Annotated in this window: 18 protein-coding genes and 1 tRNA gene; 6 read left to right on the top strand and 13 right to left on the bottom strand. The window is 67.4% G+C overall.

The window, feature by feature from the left end; genetic code table 11:
* Positions 1-11 precede the first annotated feature (11 nt).
* Together M0208_RS01675 and adh are read right to left on the bottom strand one after the other, a co-directional pair.
* Positions 12-401, bottom strand: a complete 390-nt coding sequence (locus M0208_RS01675) for a DUF779 domain-containing protein (RefSeq protein WP_258890010.1) — start codon at positions 399-401, stop codon at positions 12-14.
* 85 nt (positions 402-486) lie between these two features.
* Positions 487-2,007 carry an aldehyde dehydrogenase gene (gene adh / locus M0208_RS01670; RefSeq protein ID WP_258890009.1) on the bottom strand — a complete coding sequence of 507 codons (1,521 nt, stop codon included), beginning with the start codon at positions 2,005-2,007 and terminating at the stop codon, positions 487-489.
* Positions 2,008-2,171: 164 nt separating this feature from the next.
* Between adh and M0208_RS01665 the strand changes: the two genes are divergently transcribed.
* Positions 2,172-2,609: a pseudoazurin gene (locus M0208_RS01665; protein ID WP_258890008.1), complete on the top strand. Its 438-nt coding sequence runs from the start codon at positions 2,172-2,174 to the stop codon at positions 2,607-2,609.
* 23 nt (positions 2,610-2,632) lie between these two features.
* Positions 2,633-2,932, top strand: coding sequence for an EthD family reductase (locus tag M0208_RS01660; protein WP_258890007.1), 300 nt, complete (start codon positions 2,633-2,635; stop codon positions 2,930-2,932).
* 3 nt (positions 2,933-2,935) lie between these two features.
* Here the strand turns inward: M0208_RS01660 and M0208_RS01655 are convergent, their stop codons facing one another.
* Positions 2,936-5,005: a TonB-dependent receptor gene (locus tag M0208_RS01655; protein WP_258890006.1), complete on the bottom strand. Its 2,070-nt coding sequence runs from the start codon at positions 5,003-5,005 to the stop codon at positions 2,936-2,938.
* On the bottom strand, positions 5,002-5,571 hold the full coding sequence (locus tag M0208_RS01650; protein ID WP_258890005.1) for a rhodanese-like domain-containing protein: 570 nt from the start codon (positions 5,569-5,571) through the stop codon (positions 5,002-5,004). Before M0208_RS01650 ends, M0208_RS01655 begins: the two co-directional genes overlap by 4 nt.
* A 62-nt stretch (positions 5,572-5,633) precedes the next feature.
* Here M0208_RS01650 and M0208_RS01645 point away from each other — a divergent pair, with 62 nt between their 5' ends.
* Both M0208_RS01645 and M0208_RS01640 read left to right on the top strand, forming a co-directional pair.
* Positions 5,634-6,413 carry a quinoprotein dehydrogenase-associated SoxYZ-like carrier gene (locus tag M0208_RS01645; RefSeq protein WP_258890004.1) on the top strand — a complete coding sequence of 260 codons (780 nt, stop codon included), beginning with the start codon at positions 5,634-5,636 and terminating at the stop codon, positions 6,411-6,413.
* 50 nt (positions 6,414-6,463) lie between these two features.
* The gene (locus M0208_RS01640) at positions 6,464-7,372 is read left to right on the top strand and encodes a quinoprotein relay system zinc metallohydrolase 1 (protein WP_258890003.1); all 909 of its coding nucleotides are present in this window, start codon (positions 6,464-6,466) and stop codon (positions 7,370-7,372) included.
* Here the strand turns inward: M0208_RS01640 and M0208_RS01635 are convergent.
* From M0208_RS01635 to M0208_RS01605, 7 genes are all read right to left on the bottom strand, one after another.
* A complete protein-coding gene (locus M0208_RS01635; protein WP_258890002.1) occupies positions 7,362-9,824 on the bottom strand; it encodes a TonB-dependent receptor in 2,463 nt (820 codons plus the stop codon). The two genes, M0208_RS01640 and M0208_RS01635, sit on opposite strands and share 11 nt — an antisense overlap.
* Positions 9,825-9,884: 60 nt before the next feature.
* Positions 9,885-10,607 (bottom strand): response regulator transcription factor, encoded by a 723-nt coding sequence (locus tag M0208_RS01630; protein ID WP_258890001.1) that lies wholly within the window; start codon positions 10,605-10,607, stop codon positions 9,885-9,887.
* Positions 10,571-11,782 (bottom strand): cell wall metabolism sensor histidine kinase WalK, encoded by a 1,212-nt coding sequence (locus tag M0208_RS01625; RefSeq protein ID WP_258890000.1) that lies wholly within the window; start codon positions 11,780-11,782, stop codon positions 10,571-10,573. The genes M0208_RS01630 and M0208_RS01625 overlap by 37 nt, the downstream gene beginning before the upstream one ends.
* 120 nt (positions 11,783-11,902) lie before the next feature.
* Positions 11,903-11,978 (bottom strand) — tRNA-Thr (locus tag M0208_RS01620).
* 43 nt (positions 11,979-12,021) lie between these two features.
* The gene (locus M0208_RS01615) at positions 12,022-12,885 is read right to left on the bottom strand and encodes a hypothetical protein (protein WP_258889999.1); all 864 of its coding nucleotides are present in this window, start codon (positions 12,883-12,885) and stop codon (positions 12,022-12,024) included.
* Positions 12,866-14,275, bottom strand: a complete 1,410-nt coding sequence (locus M0208_RS01610) for a serine hydrolase (RefSeq protein ID WP_258889998.1) — start codon at positions 14,273-14,275, stop codon at positions 12,866-12,868. Before M0208_RS01610 ends, M0208_RS01615 begins: the two co-directional genes overlap by 20 nt.
* Complete coding sequence (locus M0208_RS01605; RefSeq protein WP_258889997.1) at positions 14,256-15,575, bottom strand: replication-associated recombination protein A; 1,320 nt, start codon at positions 15,573-15,575, stop codon at positions 14,256-14,258. Before M0208_RS01605 ends, M0208_RS01610 begins: the two co-directional genes overlap by 20 nt.
* 99 nt (positions 15,576-15,674) lie before the next feature.
* Here M0208_RS01605 and M0208_RS01600 point away from each other — a divergent pair, with 99 nt between their 5' ends.
* Both M0208_RS01600 and M0208_RS01595 read left to right on the top strand, forming a co-directional pair.
* Complete coding sequence (locus M0208_RS01600) at positions 15,675-16,268, top strand: PadR family transcriptional regulator (protein ID WP_408988070.1); 594 nt, start codon at positions 15,675-15,677, stop codon at positions 16,266-16,268.
* Positions 16,265-16,594: a DUF2218 domain-containing protein gene (locus M0208_RS01595; RefSeq protein WP_258889996.1), complete on the top strand. Its 330-nt coding sequence runs from the start codon at positions 16,265-16,267 to the stop codon at positions 16,592-16,594. The genes M0208_RS01600 and M0208_RS01595 overlap by 4 nt, the downstream gene beginning before the upstream one ends.
* Here the strand turns inward: M0208_RS01595 and M0208_RS01590 are convergent.
* Together M0208_RS01590 and M0208_RS01585 are read right to left on the bottom strand one after the other, a co-directional pair.
* Complete coding sequence (locus M0208_RS01590; protein WP_258889995.1) at positions 16,591-17,730, bottom strand: glycosyltransferase family 1 protein; 1,140 nt, start codon at positions 17,728-17,730, stop codon at positions 16,591-16,593. The two genes, M0208_RS01595 and M0208_RS01590, sit on opposite strands and share 4 nt — an antisense overlap.
* A 107-nt stretch (positions 17,731-17,837) precedes the next feature.
* On the bottom strand, positions 17,838-19,616 hold the full coding sequence (locus tag M0208_RS01585) for a cation:proton antiporter (RefSeq protein ID WP_258889994.1): 1,779 nt from the start codon (positions 19,614-19,616) through the stop codon (positions 17,838-17,840).
* Positions 19,617-19,685 lie beyond the last annotated feature (69 nt).

The following is a 19,685-nucleotide window of genomic DNA, read 5'->3' as shown; positions in this document are numbered from 1 at the left end:
GCGTCACGCGATCATTCGCCGCGCGCGGGCTCGCCGGCGGCGTCAAGCGCGTCGACCTCCGCATCGCTGAACACGCGGCTGCGCACGATGAAGCGCAGCCCCTCCGGCCCTTCGAGCGAGAACCCTGCGCCGCGGCCGGGCACGACGTCGATCGTCACCTGCGTATGCCGCCAATATTCGAACTGCGCCGCGCCGATCCATACGGGCACCTCGCCTGCAATATGACCGAGCAACACGTCCTGTCCGCCGACGCGAAACTCCCCGGCCGGATAGCACATCGGCGCGGAGCCATCGCAGCAGCCGCCGGACTGGTGGAACATCAACGGCCCGTGCGCCGCGGTCAGCTGCGCGATCAGCGTATCGGCGGCGGGGGTGGAGAGGATGCGGGGTGGGGGCGTCATGCGCGGCCAGCGTACACGAAAAATGGCGAGCCCGAAGGCTCGCCAGCATCGCGCGGTGGGGAAAGGGGGAGGGTCCGCGCGACGATCAGAAAAACCCCAACGCCTTGGGCGAATAGCTGACCAGCAGATTCTTGGTCTGCTGGTAATGATCGAGCATCATCTTGTGGTTTTCGCGCCCGATGCCCGACTGCTTGTAGCCGCCGAACGCCGCGTGGGCGGGGTAATGGTGGTAGCAGTTGGTCCACACGCGCCCGGCCTGGATGCCGCGGCCCATGCGGTAGGCGGTCGTGCCGTTGCGCGACCACACGCCCGCGCCCAGCCCGTAGAGCGTGTCGTTGGCGATCGCGAGCGCGTCGGCCTCGTCCTTGAAGGTCGTTACCGCGACCACGGGGCCGAAGATTTCCTCCTGGAACACGCGCATCTTGTTGTGGCCCTCTAGGATCGTCGGCTGGACGTAATAGCCCTCCGCGAATTCGCCGTCGTGGACCTTGCGCTCGCCGCCGGTCAGCACCTTCGCGCCCTCGGCCTTGCCGATGTCGATATACGACAGGATCTTTTCGAGCTGGTCGTTCGACGCCTGCGCGCCGATCATCGTGTTGGGATCCAGCGGCGAGCCCATCTTGATCGCCTCGACCCGCTTGATCGCGCGTTCGATGAATTTGTCGTAGATCGATTCCTGGATCAGCGCGCGGCTGGGACAGGTGCAGACCTCGCCCTGGTTCAGCGCGAACATCGCAAACCCTTCGAGCGCCTTGTCGAAGAAGTCGTCGTCGGCGTCCATGACGTCGGCGAAGAAGATGTTGGGCGATTTCCCGCCGAGTTCCAGCGTGACCGGGATCAGGTTTTCGGTCGCATATTGCATGATCAGGCGGCCGGTGGTCGTCTCTCCGGTGAACGCGATCTTCGCGATCCGCTTGTTCTGCGCCAGCGGCTTGCCCGCTTCCACGCCGAAGCCGTTGACGACGTTCAGCACGCCCGGCGGCAGCAGATCGCCAATCACGTCCATCAGGACCATGATCGACATCGGCGTTTGTTCGGCGGGTTTCAGCACGACGCAATTGCCCGCGCCGAGTGCGGGCGCGAGCTTCCACACCGCCATCAGGATCGGGAAGTTCCACGGGATGATCTGCCCGACGACGCCCAGCGGCTCATGGAAATGATACGCGATCGTGTCGTGGTCGATCTCGGAAATGCTGCCTTCCTGCGCGCGGACGCAGCCGGCGAAATAGCGGAAATGGTCGATCGCTAACGGCATGTCGGCGTGCGTCGTCTCGCGGATCGGCTTGCCGTTGTCGATCGTCTCGACCATCGCCAGCAGGTCTAGCTTTTCCTCCATCCGGTCGGCGATCTTGTTCAGGATGTTGGCGCGTTCAGCCGGGCTGGTCTTGCCCCAGGCGTCCTTCGCCTTGTGCGCAGCATCCAGCGCGAGTTCGATATCCTCGGCCGTGCCGCGCGCGATCTGGCACACGATCTTTCCCGTCACGGGCGACGGATTGTCGAAATACTGGCCCTTCACGGGCGCGACCCATTCGCCGCCGATATAATTGTCGTATTTCGACCGGATCGCGATCTGACCCTTCAGCTGGTCTAGCGCCTGTTGCAGCATGATAATCTCCTGTGTCGCGAGCGGGCGGTGGGTCGCCGGCGCATCATGATCTCGCCGGAAACTTTCCGCGCTTCCGCGGGCGCGCGCCATTGCACCAAAGGCTAATTGCGCGTCGGGCGCCGCCGCGGCCTTACGATGCGAGTATAATACAAGCGGAGAGTGGGATGAAGTGCATTGCGTATTCGCTGGTGGGCGTGGCGCTGTCGATCGCAGCGCCCGCGATGGCCAAGGACGTCGTGGTCCAGATGAAGAATCAGGGCGCGGGCGGGGCGATGGTGTTCGAGCCCGCATTCGTGAAGGCCGATGTCGGCGACACGATCCGCTTCGTCCCGACCGACAAGTCGCACAATGCGGAGACGATCCCGAATATGCTGCCAACTGGCGTCGCGCCCACCGTGGGTGGCATGAACAAGGAGTTCGTACTCTCCGTAACCAAGCCCGGCGTCTACGGCATCAAGTGCAAGCCGCATTATTCGATGGGCATGATCGCGCTGGTGCAGGTGGGAAAAGGTCCATCGGCCAATCTGGGCGCAGCACGCGCGGTCAAGCTGCCGCCGTTCGCGGCCAAGCGCATGACGCCGATGCTCGCCCAGGCGAAATAGGGGGCGAAATAGGGAGAGAGACGATGACCGCAGCCTTGATGGTGACCTATCCGGCGAGCGCCGGCGCGCGTTTTGACCATGATTACTACCGCGATACGCATCTGCCGCTGGTGCAGGATGCACTGTCGCCGCTCGGCCTGACCAGCGCGGTGGCGCTGCGGCCGGGGGCGGATGCACCGCATCTGGCGGTGGCGATCCTCAACTTCGCCGACGCCGCGACGCGCGACGCGGCGCTGGGTGCGCCCGAGGCGGGGCCGGTGTTCGCGGACATTGCGAACTTCACCGACGCCGCGCCGGTCGCGATTCCCTGCGACGTGATTTAACCCTCACCCGCCGTAGCGCACCCCGATCCACAGCGTGCGCGGGGTGGCGCGTTCGATGATGTTCGCGCCGCTGATCCCAGCCTCGACCCGCGCGTCGCCGATATTTTCGGCGCGCGCCTCGATCGCGAAGCCGCGCGCGATCGGCAGCGCAGCATAAGCGTCGAAGGTCGTCGCGGCGGCCAATATGCGGCTGTTCTGGTCGTCGTCGAACTGGCGCGCGACGTGGCGGACCGTCCCCGAGATCACCGCGGTTCCCTTCCGCCAACCCAGCGTGCCCGAAACCATATCGCGCGGGGTTTGCGCCGGGATCAGGCCATCGAGCGTCGCGGCCAAGCCTGACGCATCGACCCGCGCGGTGACGTGGCTCCACGATGCGCGGGCGAAGCCCTGACCGTGGCTGGCCTCGGCGTCGACCTCGATCCCCTTCGACCTGACCGCGTCGAGATTCTGGCGCACGCGATAGGCTCCGCCCGCCGCGACGAACCCCACGCCGGGAAACAACCCCGGTCCGCGCCCGATGGTGACGTTGCCGATAGCGTCGTCGAGGTGATTGTCGAACCAGGTCGCAGCCAGGCGGACGCCCGTCAGCGGGGTCAACGTGGCGCCGAATTCGTATCCGGTCAGCCGCTCGGGATCGAGCGCGGCATTGGCCGCGGTCGCGTCAGCACCAACCCGGAACGGGCGGTAAAGTTCGTTGAGCGTCGGAAGCCGCCAGCCGCGATAGGCCGCGGCGCGCAGCGTCAGCGGTTCGACCACACGCCACGCGACGCCCGCACGCCCGGTCGCCTCGTCGCCCGAACGATCGGCGAAGTGCAGGTCGTTGATCGTGGCGCCGGTGGCGATCTGATGTTCGTTCAGGAACCCGTTCGCAATCCGCCAGTGATCGAGCCGCCCGCCGAGCGCGAGCGTCACTGGTCCCAGTTCTATGCTGCCGTCCGCGAAAATCCCGTAGGTCTGGCTCTCGCCGCCCGCGGCACGCAGCCGGGTCGGCGCTGCCGCCACGAAGGTGAAGCGTTCCTGCGTCCGGCCGCTGACCGCGCGGACGTCAGCGCCCAGCCTGAGCGCGATACGATCGCCCAGCGGCGGCGCGATCTCGATCCGGGCGCCTATGCCGGTGGCAGGAGTATTATATTGGTCCAGCGTCTGCGTCGCGGTGGTGCGTGCGGCGTCAATGCTGGCGAAGCTGGAGGCGAAGGTGCGCGTCTGGAGATAGGCGAGCGCTGACCAGCCCCAGTCCCCGCGCCCGACGAGCCGCAGGCTGGCGTCCGCGCCTTGGCTCAGGTTCTCGGTAAATGGCGTCCCGCGCTCGCGCCGGTCGGTAAAGGCGGCGACATTGGCCTGGAGTTCGGTGTCGGGGGCGACGCGGACCGCGGCGCGGACAGCGCCCGACGCTTGTTCATAGGGTGCGGCGCGATCGATGCTTCCGCGGCTTTCCGAAACGGTCGGGATGAAGCCGTCACCGCGCGCATAAGCCGCGGATAGCGTAGCGAAGCCGCCGTCGCGAACCAGGGCGGCGGAACCCTGCGCCTCGACAGATTCGCGACTGCCATAGGAAATGCCCCCGCCGAACCCGTCGAGTTGGCTGGGCGTCGCGCTTTCCAGTTCGACCGTACCCGCCAGCGCGCCCGGACCATAATAACCGCTGCCGCCGCCACGCGTGACGCGGATCTGACCGAGCCGGTCGGTCGCATACGCGGGAAAGGCGAGCCAGCCGCCGAACGGATCGGCCTGCGGCACGCCGTCCAGGATCAGTAAGGCGCGACTGGATGCGTTGCCGCCGATGCCGCGCAACGTGATGCCCTGATTGGTCGGGTTGGCCGATCGCGAATCGGACCGGCGAAATTGCTGCAGTCCGGCGACCTCGGCCAGCACGCCCTCCAGCCGGTTACGCGCGTTGGTGGTGATGCGGTCGCGGTCGATCGTCACGACGTCGACCACGCGGTCGCTGGGGGACGCATCCAGCCCGCGGCCCGTCACCACGACCTCCTCCCCGACCTTCGGCGCGTCCTGCGCCTGCGCCATCGCCGGCACGCCCGCAATGGTGATGACGGTAAGGCCGGAGAGGATCTTCATGGATACACCTTTGATTTCGATCGAGCGGCATAGGGTATGACAGGGACCAGCGGACGGCCAATGTCGCGCCAGCCGTCCGCCCCGTCGGCGAACCACAGCACGCGCCGATAACCGGCGCGCGACAGCCGCCATGCGGCGTTCCAGCCCATCCAGCAATCGGACAGACAGAAGACGACGATCGCACCGCTCGGGTGATCGCGGCGAAGCCGCGCGACGCCATCGGCAAACCCGCGCGCGATCGCGGGATCGGGCTGACCGCGACCGGCCTCCGGAAACCATGTCGCCCCGGGAATGCTGACCGCGGACCGCGCCAATCGCCAATCACCGGTCGCTGGATCACGCACGCCGCCCTCTGCCGGCACGACGTCGATCAAGATCGCATCGCCGCGATCGACCAGATCGGCGACCGCGCGCGCATCGACACGAGGGACGCCCGGCGGCGCGGCGGGAACGACGCCGCGATACTGTGCGATGCGATAGCCGGTAGCGGGATCGAACACTTCGTCCACGCCCGGCGCTAACGTCGCCAGAGCCAACCCGATGATCGCGATACCGACAGCGCGCACAAAACCCCTCCGACCAAGGTGTCATGGTCGATCGCGACGATAAGGCGTAGCTGTACTTTGGAATGAAGCACCTCGCCCTCATCGCCGCCTTGCTGGCGTCATCGCCGGTCGCCGCCGCCCCGCTTCCGGCCGACCCGCTGCAATCGCCGATGTGGGCGTTCATCGCCGATCAGGTCTTCGGCGAGGGTGCGGTGGTCCGCTTCGATCCGCGAGTGAAGGTCAGCTTTCCCGAGATCGCGGAAAACCAGCGAGTGTTTCCGGTGCAGGTCGATGCGCGCGGGATCGCTGACGTCGTGCGCATTGTCATCATCGCCGACCTGAACCCGATCCAGTTGCCGATCGACTATCGCCCGATCGACGCGGAGGCGTTCGTCGCCACCCGAATCAAACTGGATCAGCGCACCCCGGTGCGCGGCGCGGTGCAGCTGAAGGACGGCAGCTGGCTCGTATCAGGCGGCTGGATCGACGCCGCGGGCGGGGGCTGTTCCGCGCCGCCAGTCAGCCGCGTGAAGGGCGACTGGGCGCAACATCTGGGCGAGGTGCGCGGGAGGCTGTGGACCGGCGCGGACGGCGCACGAATGCGCCTCTCGTTCCGGCATCCGATGGACACCGGGCTGGTCGACAAGATTTCGGCCTATTACATCGACGACCTGAAGCTGCGTACCGGCGACGGCCGCGCGCTGGGCGAGGTGAAGATGCAGGCGGCGGTGGCGGAGGATCCGGTGCTGACGCTGATGCCGCGCGTAAAGACCGGCGAGCGTGTGGTGTTCGAGGGCCGCGACACCAACGGCATCGAATATGCGGGCGCGGTGTCGCCGGCGACGGTGAGCGCCTCCAGGTGATTGCACGGCGCGGGGTATTGGGCGCGGCGCTGGGCGGGGGGCTGGCGGCCATGGCTGTCCCCGTTTTCGCCGCGCCGCTGACCTATCGTCTGACGCCGATCCCGATCGGCGAGGGGATATGGATGATCGCGGGGGCGGACGAACCGATCCTGCAATCGAACGGCGGCGCGATCGCCAACATCACGATCATCGCCACCTCCGCCGGGGCGGTGCTGGTCGATGCGGGGCCGTCGCTGCGCTATGGCGAGGCGCTGGCGGCGCTGGCGCGGCAATTGACCGGCAAAGCGGTGGCGCGCCTCTATCTGACGCATCTGCACCCCGACCACACCTATGGCGACGCCGCCTTCGATCCGGCGATCATCGCGGGGACTCCGGCGCTGATCGAGACATTGAAGCGCGAGGGGCCGGGGTTCGCGGACGGAATGTACCGGCTGCTCGGCGACTGGATGCGCGGGACCGAAATCCATATGCCTGGCCATCCGATCAACGCGCGGAGCGAGACGCTCGGCGACCGGACGTTCCGGATGCTGCCGCTCGCCGGGCACAGCGACGCCGATCTCGCGCTGCTCGACACGCGCACGGGCACGCTGATCGCGGGCGATCTGGTGTTCCATGATCGCGCACCCTCGACACCCCACGCCGATCTGCCGCGCTGGCGTACATCGCTGGATACGCTGAAAGAGCTGCGGCATCGCACGGTCGTTCCCGGACACGGGCCGTTCGACAAGACGCCGGGTGCCGCGATCGACCAGACGCGCGACTGGATCGACTGGCTGGACGCGGCGCTGACCAAGGCGGTTGACGACGGACTGGACATGGTCGAGGCGGGAACCATGCCGATCCCGCCGCGCTTCGCCGCGATGAAGGCGGCGCGATATGAAATCCAGCGATCGGTCTCGCACCTGTACGCGCGGCTGGAGGACGAACGCCTGCCGCGCGTCGATCGGCCTAGAAACTGAAGCGCGCCCCGAGGCGGATGCTGCGCGGCGCGCCGGGGGCGTAGAACGTCGACGATAATAGCGGCCGATCACCATCGATCACCGGGCCGTCGAACGGCCGCGCGACGAAATTGCCGGAGGCGTCAAAGCCGGTCGGCCCGAGTTGCGCTGCAGTCGCATAGTTCTTGTCGAGCAGGTTGTTGATCTGAACGTACAGCGCCAGGTCGCGCATCGGCCTAACCTCGACCCCGGCGTTCACCACCGCATAGCCGCGCGTCTTGCCGGGGCCGAGGTAATAGACGCCGTCTGCCCGATGCGCGTTGTTCTCGTTCCCGCGCGTGATCACGCCCGAGGTCGCGATCATGTCGAGGTTGATCGCCACCGCGCGCACCGGCGACCAGCCGAGGTTCGCCTTGAACACGTGCCGCGGGATCAGCGGGATGCGATCGCCCGGCGCGATGGCGATATTACCCTCGAACCCCGGCGTCTCCGCATCGTTGCTGTTGTTGCCTGCGCCGCCGACATTCTCGGTGCTGCGGTACGTCGCGTCCAGCAACGTGTAGTGCCCGCCGACCGTCACCGCGCCGACCGCACCGCTGACATCCACGTCGATCCCCTGTCGCCGGGTGCGGCCGAAGTTGCGGAAATAGCCGAAGCCGGTCGCGTCGGCGGCCACGAACAAGATGTCGTTTCGCGACACGGTGCGGAATGCACCGATTCGTGCGCGCAGGCCGCGATGGTTGAGCGACAGACCGCCCTCGATCGTGCGCGCGACGACTTGGTTCAGCGGTGGATCGCCCGCCAGCGCGTTGGGCAGGCGGCACGGGCTTTCGGGATCGGCGCAGCCCAGTTCGATCGCGGACGGCGCGCGGCTGGTCTGCGCGACCGCGGCGTCGAGCGACAGCGCACGATGTGGCGACCAGCGCACCGCGATACCGGGATTGATTCGCCCAAATTCGTGATCGCCGTCCAGCGACCCCGCCCCGCCGCCGGGAGTGATCGCATCGCGGTTCCTGACGACGGTGCGGTCGTAGCGCGCCGACACGTCGATGTGCAGCGTCCGCGTCAGATCGAGCGCGTCCAGCGCATAGCCGCTGAGCGTCGTCGTCCGCCCCGACAGGTCGACCCGCGCGTCGACGATGTCCTCCGAATCCTGCGTCCCGTCCGCGAACGCGACCACCCCGCGCTCGGGCGACAGATAGCCGAACTGCGCCGATTGCCTGAACCGCGCGCGCCCGTCGACATAGCCGCCGCCCAGCGTCAGCACATTGCCCGCGGCCAGGTCGCTGCGGATCGTCAGTTCGCCGCTGACCCCCCATTCACGCTGACGCGTCGACGACCGGTTGAGCAGCCCGTTACACTGTTCGTTCGTCTCGGCTTTCAGCAGCACGTTGGCGATGCAGCGAAAGCGCGGGAACGGGGTGTTGGCCTGCGTTTCGCCAGCGACCGGAAAGCCGGTCACGCCCGCCGCGATCAGCGCGGCCTGTTCCTCCGCGTTCGGCTGATAGATGTCCTCGCCCAGCACGTCGTCGTTGATATCGCCGTTCAGCGTGTGCGTGGTGATGCGGCGCCAGAAGGCGGTGCCCGAAAAGCTGACCGCGTCGGAAAAACGATGCCCGCCGCTCAGGTTCAGCAGCACCGCGCGGTTCCGGGTGTTGTCGGGCTGGGTATACACGCTCGCCCGATCGGCCTTCAGCAGACGTTGTTCCTGCAGCCCGTTGCCGTTCAGGTCGGTGTCGGCAACGCTGCCCGACAGCGCCAGGTCGCTCGCGCCATCGGCCCAGCGCACCTTGCCGAATCTCTGCACCGCCTCCGATGGCGAGAAATCGCGCCAGCCGTCCTCGGCAAAATAATCGCCCGACACGAACCACGACAGTCCGTCCGACAGCGCGCCGCCCGCCGACCCGCGCAGGATGCGGCGATCGAACGATCCGTAGCTGGCGTCGATCATATAACCGGGATCGGATGCCCCGTCCTTCGTGCGCACCGACAGCGCGCCGCCGAGCGAATTGCGCCCGAACAACGGATTCGATCCGGGTACGAGCGTAATCGACCGGATCGCCGAGGTCGGGATCAGATCCCAGCTGACGACATCGCCGAACGGCTGGTTCACGCGCACGCCGTCGAGATAGACCGACAGGCCCTGCGGCGTGCCGAGCAGCGGCGATGCGGTGAACCCGCGATAATTGATGTCGGGTTGCAGCGGGTTGCCCTGCACCTCATTCACGAAGACGCCGCCCGATATGCGTTTCAGATAATCAGTAAGATCGCTGGCGTGTCGTGTGATCAGCGCCTCGTCCGATACGGTCTGGGCAGGGAAGGCGAGGGTGTCCTCACCCACGTCGAACAGCGGCGTCGCGGTGACGACGACGTCGGTTCCGCCGTCGCGCGGATCATCGGTGACCTGCGCCGCGATGGGCGTCGTCAGCAGTCCGCACCATCCGACCGTCGCCAACCACCCCGCCTTCACCATTCACCGTCCCCTCGTCCGCAAACGCTAGCGGGGCCGGGGGCGGCAAACGTGAGAAAGCTCTCAGACTTGGCTTGTCCCTTGGTCCGGGTGGTGGAGGCGAAATCCTTCGCCGCGCGCGGTCGCAATGCGCGGTGCGGCAGGATGCTCGTACAGACGACGACGCAAATAGCCGACATAGACGTCGAGCGAATTGTCGCTGACCGGCGCGTCTCCCCAAACCGCATTCGACAGCGCAGCGCGCGTCACGGTCGCGCCGCCGCCCGCGACGAGGCGCGCGAGCAGATCATATTCGCGCCGGCTGAGCGGCAACGGCTGGCCGTCGACCGACGCTGTGCGCGCTTCCGGTCGCAAGGTCAGCGCGCCGAACGTCGGGGGTGTGACGACGGGTGCCTCCGCCCGACGGATGATCGCCGCCAGCCGCGCGACCAGTTCGTCGAATGCGAACGGCTTGGGCAGGTAATCGTCCGCCCCGGCATCGAACCCGTCGAGCCGGTCCTGCAACGCGCCGCGCGCAGTCAGCATCAGCACCGGCGTGCGCACCTGCGCGCCGCGCAGCGCCCGGCACAGCGCCAGCCCGTCGCCATCGGGCAGCCCGAGATCGAGCAACGCCGCAGCGAACCCGCCTCCCGCCAGCAACTCGACCGTCCGCGCCCCGCTGCGCTCCCACGCCACGCGATAGCCGCGCCCCGCCAGCCCGCGCGTGACGAACCGCCCGATGCCGGGATCGTCCTCGACCAGCAGCACGTTCATACCGTCACCGGCAGCGCCATCGTGACCACGCATCCTCCTCCTTCACGGTTCGCCGCGGCGATCGTGCCGTCGTGGCGTTCGATCACCCAGCGCGCCAGCGCGAGCCCCAGTCCGCTGCCGCCGCGCGCCGGATCGCCGCTCGCCTGATAGAAAGCGTCGAATATGCGCGGTACGGCGTGCGGCAGCAAACCGATCCCGGTGTCCGTTACCGCAATCCCGCTTCCCGACACGGCGATGCGCACCGCGCTTCCGGCCGTCGAGAATTTGATCGCATTGTCCAGCACTGCGATCAGCGCCTGCGTCAGCCACCGGCGATCGCCCCGGATCGTGGAGGCGGCGTCGCGATCGATGACGATCCCGACGTTGTTCGATCGTGCATAACCCGCGACCGCGTTACCGGCTGCGGTGGCGATCTCACCCAGATCGGCGCGTTCGAAGGTCAGCCGGATTTCTCCATCCTCCGCCTGCGCCAGCGCCAGCAACTCGGCGATGCGGTGATCCAGAAACTCGGCCTGCGCGATGACGTGGCGTAGCGCATCCGCCTCGCTGCCTGGCAGCGACAACGCCACCTCCGCCTCGCCGCGCATGACCGTAACGGGAGTGCGAAGCTCGTGACTCGCCTTGGCGAAGAACAGCCGCCGCGACGCGTCGATCGCTGCAATCTCCGCCGTGCGCCGCGCGACGTCGCGCGTCAGCCGCCGATTGGCGCGCAGCAACCCCGCTCCGCCCAGCAGTGCGGAGCCGATCGCAGCGAGCGTCAGCAATCCGGTCAGCCACCATGCGCGACGTCGCAGCATCGCCATCGCATCCGCCTCGACCAACGCTTCGCCGCGCTCACGGACGATGGTGGCCGCGACGATCCGATCGATCTCGGCCCGAGTCGCCGGATCCGTGGCGCGATCGGAGAGCGACATTAGGCGCGCGGCCATGCCGGTTTCCGTCGCATGATCGGCGCGGGGCACCAGTTCGGCTTCGTCCGCGATCTGTCTCCGGTACGTGGTCAGGAGGTTATCGACAGCCGCGCTATCGCCCGATCCGGCCAGGCTCCCGATCCGGAGCACCGACGCGAATTGCGCCTGCGCCAGCGCGGCGCGGCGAAAATGCAGCGCGGCCTGATCAATCGTGATGACCAGCGCGACCGCAAAGCCGAGGATCGATGCGATCAGCCCGGCGATGCCGATCGCGGCGGTATGGCGCGGCACCTTCACTTCACGTATCTGCTCCGTTTCCGGCGGTATAGCGCAACCTGATACCGGCGACCTTCATCCTTTGGTGCAATCGGACGTAGCGCTGCCAACGAATGATTCTGATCCTGACGGATGGGGTAATGGTGCCGGTTGCAGGAATCGAACCCGCGACCTTCGGTTTACAAAACCGCTGCTCTACCAGCTGAGCTAAACCGGCGTGGCGACGGGCATAGGCCCGATCGCGATCTGCCGCTAATGCTTCACTGAACACCGAAGGTCCAGCCTTCGGTTTGAGCGACATGATCGGTCATGCCGGCCGGCGACCACAGATCGGCGCGCGCGGCGTTGGCGCGTAGCCATGCCGCGGTCAGGATCGCGTCGGTCGCATGGTCGTCATAGCGGGGGAGAGGGGCGTGCGGGCGGCTACCGGTCGCCGCCAACGCATCGTCGAGCGCGGCGGAGGTGCGAACCTTGCTCGTCCCCTTGCGCAAACCTGCGGCGCGCGCGGCGATGGCGGTGTAGATTTCGACCACCAGCGCACCCGATGCCGGAACCGGATCGAACGGCCAGATCGCGATTCGCCCGTCCAGACGGTGGAGCAGCCGCATCCCGGCGAAACTCGCCTTCGCCACCTGTGCCGCGCCGATCGCGTCGTACACGGTGGAGGGCTTGGTCGTCCCGTCACCCGCCACCTCGCACGACCGCCAAAGAAGGAAATCGCGCTTCGTCCCATCCGCCGCGCCTAGATAGAAATGCCGCCCGCGCCGCGCCTCCAGAAACGACGCCGCGCCCAGATCGGCATCGTCGCTGTGCATATCGACATACGCCCACAAAGCACGCGCGTCGGCGGTCTCGGTCTCGCCCGGCAGGTGCGCGCCGCGCGCGACGAACGGCGCGGAGAAACTGAAATCGAAACCGGACAGCAGCGGCTCCTCGCGCTGCGTGAGCAGCCATTCGAGCACGCCGGTGCGCGACCAGACGCCGCCTTCGGGGATGACCAAGGTCGGCGCGGCGTCGCCCGCGCCGCATTCGGCGACCGCAATGCCGCGATGCCGATCGCCCTTCGCGCCCGACCAGTCGATCGCGACGAATCGCGTGAAACGATCAGCGGCGACCGGCCGCATCCCGCATCACGTCCGCCGCGAAACGCGCGATTTCGAACCGCGCTGCCCCGCCGTCCTCGCCGCGACGGACGATGACCAGGCGGTGCGACGGGATCACCATCACATATTGCCCACGATTGCCCTGCGCGGCGTAGCTGCCCGCGGGCAGGCCCTGCTGTGGTCCGAACAGCCACAACGTCCGGCCATATCCTTCGCGTCCCTCGGGCTGCGGTCCGACCGGGCGGATCGATTGCGCCATCCAGCCCGCGGGCAGGATGCGCTGGCCCTGCCATACGCCGTCCTGCGCCATGAACAGCCCGAATCGCGCCAGATCGCGCGCGGTCGACCAGACCTGAGACGACAGAATGTAGTTGCCGCGCCAGTCGGTCTCGGCAACGCTGTGCGTCATCCCCAGCCGCGCGAAGAAAGACGGCATCAGGGCGGCATAGGCGCGATCGTCGTTCATGCTGGCGCGCAGACCCCGCACCGCGAGGAGGATGTCGTTGTTGGCGTAGCGAAAGCGCGTGCCGGGCTGCGCCTCCAGCGGCCAGCCGGTTGTTTCTTCGGTGACGGCGGTGCCGCCGAAATAGACCGCATCGGTACGATTGCCCGCGGTCGCGCTATGCAGGCCCGACGACATCCGCAGCAATTGGTCGGTGGTGAGCGCAACGCGTGGATCGCGTGGCCACGCGCCCCATTCGGGAATTCGCACGCGCGCGGCGACGTCGATCCGGCGCTCGGCCTGCGCTGCGCCGATCGCCATCCCGGCGATACTCTTCGCCACCGACCAGGTGCGGTTCGATACGAAAGGCCCGAAACCCTCGCGATAGCGTTCGGCGACGATTCGCCCGTCGCGCAGGATCACGACGCCGACCGTCTCCGATCCACGGCCATAGGTGCTGCGGTCGAACGCTCTGGCGACCGCTTCGCCCAGCGCGGGGGCAGGGCGGGGCACGATCCCGCCGTCGCCCATCGGCCACGGCCGCGGATCAGCGGGCGCAGGGCTGGGCGGCGTCCTGAAGCTGTTGACGACTGGCGGCGGGAAAGCGCCGATCGGCATTGTCGTGCAGCCTTTGCCGCGCGACCATTCGGCGCGGCGCGGGGGCAAATTGCTGGACCACGCGACCGTCACGACCGCGCGCCGACGGTCGACCGTCGCCGCCAGCGTGGGGACGATCGCGGCATAATCGGGATAGATGCCGCGCAGTTCGTCGCGTTCGATCTGCGCCTCGTTGCGCCCGGCGTTGAACACGCTCGAACAAAGCATCGCCGCCTTGTATCCGGCAGCGATCGCGCGGGTGTAGGCGGTGTCGATCGTCGGACGCACCGCGATCGGCTGCTGTGCAGCGGCGGGGGTGGTGGCGGCCAGAAGGATAGCCGCCAGCGCAGTGTTACGTATCGCGTATCTCACGGCGGCGTTCCTCCCACCACGCCAGCCGCTCGGCAAGCCGCTTTTCGAAACCGCGTTCGGTCGGTTCGTAGAAGGTTTGCGGCGGCAGTTCGTCGGGCCAATAGTTCGCGCCCGAAAAACCGTCCTCGGCATCGTGATCGTAGGCGTAACCCTTGCCGTATCCGATATCGCGCATCAGCTTCGTCGGCGCGTTCAGGATATTGGCGGGCGGCATCAGCGATCCCGTCTCCTTCGCGGTCCGCCACGCCTTCTTCTGCGCGGCGTACGCTGCGTTCGATTTTGGCGCGGTGGCGAGGTACAGGCACGCCTGCGCGATCGCCAGTTCCCCTTCCGGCGAACCGAGGAAATCATACGTGTCCTTGGCGGCGATGCACTGCACCAGCGCCTGCGGATCGGCGAGCCCGACATCCTCCACCGCCGCGCGCGTCAGGCGGCGGAGCAGATAGAGTGGTTCCTCCCCCGCGGTCAGCATCCGCGCGAGATAGTAAAGCGCGGCCTGTGGATCGGACCCGCGGATCGATTTGTGCAGCGCGCTGATCAGGTTGTAATGCCCCTCGCGATCCTTGTCGTACACCGCGACGCGGCGTTGAAGAAACCCTGACAAACCAGCGGGATCAAGCGGTTCCGTCAGCCCGACCGACAGGATCGTCTCCGCCTGATTGAGCAGGAACCGTCCGTCGCCGTCGGCGCTGGCGACCAGCGCATCGCGCGCGGGCGGGGTGAGGGGCAGGAGGCCTGCGACTTCCTCCGCACGGTCGAGCAATTTCTCCAGCGCGGCGCGATCGAGCCGGTGGAGGATCAGCACCTGCGCCCGGCTGAGCAACGCGGCATTCAACTCGAACGAGGGATTCTCGGTCGTCGCCCCGACCAATGTCACCGTGCCGTCCTCGACATAGGGCAGGAACCCATCCTGCTGCGCGCGATTGAAGCGGTGGATTTCGTCCACGAACAACAACGTTCGCTTACCCACGCGCGCGTGGTCGCGCGCCTCCGCGAACGCCTTCTTCAGGTCCGCCACCCCCGAAAACACCGCCGAAATCGCGACGAATCGCAGGTCGACCGCAGCCGCCAGCAACCGCGCGATCGTCGTCTTTCCCGTCCCCGGTGGTCCCCACAGGATCATGGACGACAGCCGCCCCGCCGCCACCATGCGTCCGATCGCGCCTTCCAGTCCGGTCAGATGCTCCTGCCCGACCACCTCCTCCAGCGCGCGCGGCCGCAACCGGTCGGCGAGCGGCGCATCGGGCGCGGCAGGGGTGTCGGGAGCGGCGGGTTCGAACCCCGCAAACAGATCGGCCATGCATGCAACATAAGGGGCGCGAAAAAATTTCGCACCGCCTCTTGCCGAAAACAGTCTAAGATATATCTTTGCACTATCGGGAATAGACGGAGAGTATCGATGTTTCATATGTATGGACGGGGCTGCGGCCCCCGCAGCGGGGGGTGGTCGCGCGGTCCCTGGAGCTTCAAATGGGAAACCGACGGGTTCAGCGCCAGCACGAGCGGGCGTGGCCGCGGCGGCGGTCGCGGACGGCGGATGTTCGACGGCGGCGAACTGCGGCTGGTGCTGCTGAAGCTGATCGCGGACGAATCGCGGCACGGATACGAGCTTATCCGCGCGATCGAGGACATGACTGGCGGCAGCTATGCGCCGTCGCCCGGCGTCGTTTACCCCACGCTGACCCTGCTCGACGAAATGGGCCTGATCGCCAGTGAACCGTCGGACGACAATCGCAAGCGCTATGCGGTCACGCCGGAGGGTGCGATGCACCTCGAGGAAAATCGTGAACAGGTCGAAGCGCTGATGGCCCGGCTCGAAGGTGTAGGGGCGGAGGCGACTCGCGCGGACGGCGCGCCGATCCGCCGCGCGATGGGCAATCTGAAGGTCGCGCTCGGCAACCGCGTCACGCGCGGCGAATTTTCGGACGAAACGCTCCACGACATCGCGGCGCTGATCGACGAGGTGGCGCAAAAGATCGAGCGGTTGCGGTGAGTGAAGCGAACGTCAGCGCCATCGCCGCGGTCCCGACTGCCTCGGCCAGCCGTTACCTTCAGCAATTGTGCAAACACTGGACGCACAATCTGGCGGTCGAGTTCACCGCCGACCACGGCACCGTCGTCTTCCCGCGCAACGCCCGCGGGGCGGACTTTCCCGGCGACGGCCTCGTGACCTTCGACGCACGCGACGACGCACTCGATGTCCGCATCGACGCCAGCGTCCCCGCGCAACTCGAGGGGCTGAAGGGAGCGGTCGCGCGACACCTCGACCGTTTCGCCTTCCGCGAAGCGCCGCTGACGTTCGATTGGCGCGACGGTTAGCGCGCGATCTCCAGATACGCCTGCAGGACCGTTTCGTTGATCCGGTCCCAGCGATAGCCGGCCGCCTTCGCGTGGCCGGCGTCGCCCATCGTGCACCGTAACGCGGGATTGCCGACGATCCGCGCGATCGCGTCGGCGTAAGCGTCAACGTCGCGCGGCGGCGCAAGGAACCCGGTGTCGCCGTCGTCGACCAGGTCGACCGCACCGGTGGCGCGCGCCGCGACAACGGGAACGCCCGACGCCATCGCTTCCAGCGTCACGTTGCCGAACGTCTCGGTGACGCTGGGGTTGAAGAACACGTCCATGCCCGCAACCGCGCGGCCCAGATCGTCGCCCGACTGGAAGCCCGCGAACACCGCCTCCGGCACCTGCGCTGCGAACCAGTCGCGCGCCGGACCTTCGCCGATCACCAGCACCTTGTGCGGCACGCCGCGCCGGGTGAGTTCGGCCGCCACCTCGGCGAAGATGTCGAGGCCCTTTTCCTTCACCAGCCGCCCGAGAAACCCGATCGCCATGTCGCCGTCTGCGATTCCCAATGCGCGCCGCCACGCAAGGTCGCGCCGTGCGGGCGCGAAGCGATCATGGTCGATCCCGCGCGACCAGATGCCGATCGGCGTTGTCACGCCCCAACCGCGCAGCATGGCCGCCATGCTCTCCCCGGGCACCACGACGCGATCGGCGCGATTGTAGAACCGTGTCATGGCGCGTTCGATCAACGGCTCGAGAAAGCCAAGGTGATAGTAGCGCAGATACATCTCAAACCGCGTATGTAGCGAGGCGAGGGCAGGGGTGCCTCGCGCCCGCGCCCAGCTTAGCGCGCGATGCCCGAGGATGTCGGGGGCGGACACATGAACCAGGTTCGGCGCGAACGCCGCCAGATCGCGGCGCACTTTCGCCGTCAGCCCGCGCGCCACGCGATATTCCCCGCGACCGCCCGGCATCGGCACCGCGGGCACATCGACCAGATCGCCCGTCGCTGCAAAGGCGGGTTCGCGCACGGTCGGCGAATAAACCCGCACCTTGACGCCGCGCTGCAACAGATGACCGACAAGCAGGTTCAACGCCTGGTTGGCACCGTCGCGGACATAATTGTAATTGCCGCTGGAGAGCGCGACACGGAGGTCCGACGGCTGCATCGTGCCGCGGTTAGCTGGCGATCAGCGCAAAGGATAGAGCGCGCACCCGCGCCGTCGCGCCTTCGCGTGAACCGCGTTCAGCCGCCACAGCTCGATGTCGATCCGACCTAAAGGCTCCCGATCTCGCTTTTCCGCCGCACGCGCCGTATCCGCGGTTCGCGGTTCAGCTTCGCCTCGCGCCGGATCGCGTCGCGCAGTTCGTCGCGTTTTTCATGGATCGAGGCGATCACCGGCCCCATCGCCACGCCCAGATCGACCAACACCGCTTCCGATAATTGCAGCGAGCTTTCCAGCGTTTCGGGCACCGCATCGGTGACGCCCGCCTTATAGAGTTCGGCGGCGTGTTTCGGATCGCGCGCGCGGGCGATGATCACCAGGTCGGGCGCACTGCCGCGAACGCGCCGCGCCAGGCGCACCGACAGCACCGGATCGTCCATCGTCAGGATCAGTGCGCGCGCCTTGGCCAGATCGAGCCGGTCGATCAGCTCGCCGCGCGCTGCATCGCCGAACATCACCGGAAAGCCCGCCGCGCGCGCCGCGGCGACCGAATCGATGTCCGCTTCGATCGCGATATAGGGCTGGTCGTGGCGCGCCAGCATCTCCGCCACCATCCGCCCGACCCGCCCGAACCCGATGATGACGGTGCGCGAATCACCCTCGATCGCGGGATCGTCGGGCGTGTCGCCGCGAAGTTCGATCCGCCGCGCCACGACCCGGCCCAGCTTCGCCAGCAACGGCGTGATCGTCAGCCCGATCGCGGTGACCGTCTGCCAGAACGCCGCGGTGGATGGCATAATCAGCTGCGCGCTGGCGGCCGCGGTCAGCACGATCAGCGTCGTCTCCGACGGGCTGCCCATCAGCAAACCCGTCTCCGCCGCCACTGCGCGCCGCGCGTTGGCGATGCGCAGCAGCAGGAACGTAACGATCGTCTTCACCGCCACCACGCCGACCACCGCCGCCAGCAGCGACGGCCAGTTGGCGATGACCGAACGCAGGTCGACGCTCATGCCGACCGTGATCAGGAACACGCCCAGCGCCAGCCCCTTGAACGGCGCGGTGATGACTTCGACTTCGCTATGATATTCGGTTTCGGCGATCAGCAGCCCCGCCAGCAGCGCGCCGACGATCGGTGATAACCCTGCCGCGGTCGTCGCGACGCTGGCGACGATAACGACCAGCAGCGACGCGGCCAGGAACAGCTCCGGGCTCTTCGTCCGCGCCGCCTGCGCGAACAGTCGCGGCAGGACCAGACGCCCGGCGATATAGATCGCGACCACCGTTATGCCGCCGGTGATCGCGGTGTGGGCCAATCCCTCCCATCCTTTACCCGCAGCGGTGGGCGCGAGCGCACCCAGCGCGAAGATGATCGGCACCAGCGCCAGATCCTCGAACAGCAACATCGCGAACGCGGCCCGGCCCACGGGACTGGCGGTTCCGACTAACGGCAGCACCAGCGCCGTGGAGGACAGCGCCAACGCCAGCCCCAGCCCGATCGCGCCCGGCCAATCCTGCCCGATGTAGTGCAGCGCGATCCCGATGATGACGCCTGCGCCCAGCAATTCGGCCGCACCCGTCCCGAACACCAAACGCCGCATCGTCCAAAGCCGCCGAAACGACAGCTCCAGCCCGATCGAGAACAACAGCAGGATGATGCCGAACTCTGCGAAAGGCTCGATCGAATGCGGGTCTGAGATCGTGACGTAATACAGCCACGGCGCAGCATCGACGAGCTGCCCCAGGCCGAACGGCCCGACCAGCACCCCGACCAGGATGAACCCGATCACCGGACTGATCTTGAACCGCGCGAACGCCGGAATCACCAATCCGGCAGCGCCCAGCACCACCAGCGCGTCAGAAAAACCTGCATTGTCGAGACCGATCGCCATGCGGGCACCCTAACCACGCGGCGGCGGGTTTGTCAGGGTGTCAGCACCAGCGATGGCGGAATCGCGAAA

This window comes from Sphingomonas sp. SUN019 (assembly GCF_024758705.1).
In the GTDB taxonomy this organism is placed as follows: Bacteria; Pseudomonadota; Alphaproteobacteria; order Sphingomonadales; family Sphingomonadaceae; genus Sphingomonas.
Note: the sequence above shows the minus strand (reverse complement) of the source record. Positions and strands in the feature narration are given on the sequence as shown.